At 70.6% G+C, this 3367-nt stretch carries 4 protein-coding genes; all 4 read right to left on the bottom strand.

The features are described 5' to 3' along the window. Positions 1-24 precede the first annotated feature (24 nt). Entirely contained in the window at positions 25-183 is a 159-nt protein-coding gene (locus FV223_RS23460; RefSeq protein WP_246689772.1) for a hypothetical protein, read from the bottom strand. A gap of 121 nt (positions 184-304) precedes the next feature. After that, complete coding sequence (locus FV223_RS23455) at positions 305-1387, bottom strand: MlaD family protein (RefSeq protein ID WP_147729241.1); 1083 nt, start codon at positions 1385-1387, stop codon at positions 305-307. Positions 1388-1476: 89 nt separating this feature from the next. Further along, entirely contained in the window at positions 1477-2286 is an 810-nt protein-coding gene (locus FV223_RS23450; RefSeq protein WP_187276224.1) for an ABC transporter ATP-binding protein, read from the bottom strand. A 25-nt stretch (positions 2287-2311) separates the two neighbouring features. Then, a partial coding sequence (locus FV223_RS23445; RefSeq protein ID WP_147729240.1) for an MlaE family lipid ABC transporter permease subunit occupies positions 2312-3367 on the bottom strand: 1056 nt, incomplete at its 5' end.

Here is a 3367-nt window from a genome sequence, read left to right as displayed (position 1 = left end):
CCCCGGCGACAAGGTCGTGGCCGACTACCAGCTCATCTCCGAGATCCGCGCCTTCGACATCGCGGCCGGCACCGGCAGCGCCATGAGGTCGAAGGTCAGCGGCGCAGCGCCCCCGCCGCAGCCGCCGAGGATCGGGGCGACGAGCGAGGCGACCAGGGCCAGACCGGTAACGGGACGGAGCATACGCGATACCTGAACGTTCCCGGCCGGGTGGCCGGGAACGGATGAAGCTGTGCCGTTCAAACTATTCGGCCGCATGAAATGTGCCGTGCGGCGAGGCACATCGACCCGGAACGGCGCGACTTCAGCGGCCACCGTTGTATTCCGGCAACGACGGCTTGCCGCCGAAGATCACCTGCGAGGGATCCCGCTCCAGCGTCCGGACCGTGCGGTTCAGGGTGTTGAGCGTGCGTTGCCCGTCGGTCGACAGGGCCTCGACCTCGCGTCGGCCGGTGCCGCTGAGCCGCCCGAAGCTCGTGGCGATGTTGGCGGTGCGCTTGTCGAGGTTCTCGGACAGGGTCCGGAACGCCTTGCCGGCGTCGCGCACCGAGATCGCGGCCTCGCGCACCTGCGTGAAGGTGCTGGCGCCGGCCTCGCCCGAGGCGGATCCGAGGAAGCCCTCGGCGCCCTTCAGCACGGCGTCGATCCGGTCGGCCGAGGCGTTGAGCTTGCCCGCCAGCGACCGGGCGTCGTGCAGGCCGGCCTCGATGTCCGGGCTCGACGTCGCGAGCGCGCTCGAGAACCGGTCGGCGTTGTCGATCACGCGGTTGAGCTTGCTGCCGTCCACCGCCTTCACCAGGCTCGAGACGGCGGGCCCGGCCTCGGCCAGCGTCTTCGAGAAGCTCTCGACGTTGGCGAGCGTGCGGGTGATCGCGCCCTCGTTGCCGGCGACCAGCTTGTCGAGGCGCTGGAGCACGTCGTCGGCCCGCTGCGCGATCTGCTTGGCGGCGGCCATCATGTCCTGGATGTCGGACGAGTCGGCGAAGATCGTCGGCATCTCGCCGTTCGTGCCCGGCGCCAGCGCCGGCGCGTCGGCGTTGCCGCCGTTGAGCGCGATCACCGAGACGCCGGTCAGCATCGCCGAATCGAGGCGCGCGCGGGTGTCGGCGCGCAGGGGCGTCGAGGGGGCCACCTTGATTTCGGCGATGACCCGGCGCGGATCCTGCGGCAGCAGGTGGACGTCCGTCACCTCGCCGACCTTGATGCCGTTGAAGGTCACGCTCGACCCGCGCGACAGCCCGCCGACGCTGCCCGAGAACACGACGCGCACCGCTTGGCTCACCTGCCGCGACGAGCCGCCCGATAGCCACAGCACGAAGCCGAAGCCGACCAGGATCACCCCGAGGGTGAAGGCGCCGATGAGGGCGAAGTTCGCACGGGTCTCCATGATCTCAGGCCTTCCGCCAAGCTGTGGCATTCGTGCGGTGCGCGGGCGCACCCGCGCGGCGCGCCGGCATCCGCCCCCGGTGCGAGCGGTCACGCATGGGCGGGGACGCCCGTCCGCATCGGCGCCGCCGGGACGATCGCCCGGGCTCGCTTGCCGTGGAAGTACGAGCGCAGCCACGGGTGGTCGTGCGCCAGCATCTCGTCGATCGTGCCGGCGGCGATGATCTGTCCGTCGCCGAGCGCCGCGATGCGGTCGCATGCGGTGTAGAGGCTGTCGAGGTCGTGCGTCACCATGAAGACGGTGAGGCCCAGGGTCTGCTTGAGGGTCGCGACCAGCTCGTCGAACTCGCCGGCGCCGATCGGGTCGAGGCCCGAGGTCGGCTCGTCGAGGAACAGGATCTCGGGGTCGAGCGCGAGCGAGCGGGCCAGCGCCGCGCGCTTGATCATGCCGCCCGACAGTTCTGAGGGCAGCTTGTCGGCGGCATCCGGCTTGAGGCCGACCATCTCGATCTTGAGGCGCGCGAACTCGTCGAGCAGGCGCTCGGACAGGTTCAGGTGCTCGCGCATCGGCATCTGGATGTTCTGCTTTACGGTGAGCGCCGAGAACAGCGCGCCCTGCTGGAACAGCACGCCCCAGCGCTGCTCGACGCTGCGGCGTTCGGCGATGGTGAGGCCGTCCATGTCCTGGCCGAACACCTCGATGGTGCCCGAGCGCTTGGCCACGAGGCCGAGGATCGTGCGGGTCAGGACCGACTTGCCCTGGCCCGACGGGCCGACGAAGCCGAGGATCTCGCCGCGGCGGATGTCGAGGTTCAGGCCCTTCAGGATGGTGCGGTCGCGAAAGCCGACGACGAGGTCGCGGACGCGGATGATCGGTTCGGGTTCGGTCGTCTCGGGCATGGCGTCTGGGTTTCGCACCGGATCCTCAGAAATCGATCGCCGCGAAGAACACCGCGAACAACCCGTCGAGGACGATCACCATGAAGATGGATTTGACGACTGAGGCGGTGACGTGGCGCCCAAGCGATTCCGCCGAGCCCTCCACGGCGAACCCCTCGATCGTCGCGATGATGCCGATGATCAGCGCCATGAACGGCGCCTTGATCAGCCCGACGAGGACGTGGTGGACGCCGACCGCCGCCTGCAGCCGCGCCAGGAACTGCTCCAGCGTGAGCCCGCCATAGGCCATCGCCGTGAGGCCGCCGCCGGTCAGCGCCGCGAGCGCCGCGATCAGCGTCAGCATCGGCAGCCCGACGACGAGGGCGAGGATGCGCGGAACGATCAGGATCTCGATCGGGTCGAGCCCCATCACGCGCAGGGCGTCGACCTCCTCGCGCATCCGCATCGAGCCGATCTCGGCGGTGAAGGCCGAGCCGGAGCGTCCGGCCACCATGATCGAGGTGAGCAGCACGCCGAGCTCGCGCAGGATCAGGAGCCCGATCAGGTTGACGACGAAGGCCGCCGCCCCGAAGCGCTGGAGCTGGAAGATGCCCTGCTGCGCGACGATGCCGCCGACGAGGAACGAGATCAGGAAGATGATCGGCACGCCGCGGAAGGCGACCTGCTCGATCTGGTTGACGAAGGCCCGGCCGCGGAAGGTCGACGGACGCGACGCCACGCGCAGGCACGCGGCGATCACCTCGCCGAGGAAGGCCAGCCCCGTGATCAGGTCGTGCCCGCCGCGGACCACGCGGCGGCCGAGGCCGTCGAGCATCGCGAAGACCCGGCCCTGGCGGACGGGAGCGGCCGGCTCGGGATCGCGCAGGTGCATCTCGCCGAGCAGGATGCGGTGCTCAGGCCGCACGCCGGCATAGCTCAGGCGCCCGCCGGCCGCCTCGATCTCGCCGCGGGTCCGCTCCAGCACCCAGGCGCCGAGGGTGTCGAGGCGCGCGACGGCGCTCAGGTCGACCATCACGGGGCGGCTCCTGGCCTCGGCGGCGATCCGCGCGGCGGCGATCTCGACCGCGCCGCCCTGGTCGGC

Source organism: Methylobacterium sp. WL116 (genome assembly GCF_008039455.1).
GTDB lineage: Bacteria > Pseudomonadota > Alphaproteobacteria > Rhizobiales > Beijerinckiaceae > Methylobacterium.
The sequence above is the reverse complement of the archived record's forward strand: the minus strand, read 5'-3'. Positions and strand labels throughout refer to the sequence as shown.

Bases quoted from the DNA above. Each gene is read 5' to 3' on its own strand.
- FV223_RS23460 (WP_246689772.1), bottom strand. From the start codon at position 183: ATGCTCCGTCCCGTTACCGGTCTGGCCCTGGTCGCCTCGCTCGTCGCC.
- FV223_RS23455 (WP_147729241.1), bottom strand. From the start codon at position 1,387: ATGGAGACCCGTGCGAACTTCGCCCTCATCGGCGCCTTCACCCTCGGG.
- FV223_RS23450 (WP_187276224.1), bottom strand. From the start codon at position 2,286: ATGCCCGAGACGACCGAACCCGAACCGATCATCCGCGTCCGCGACCTC.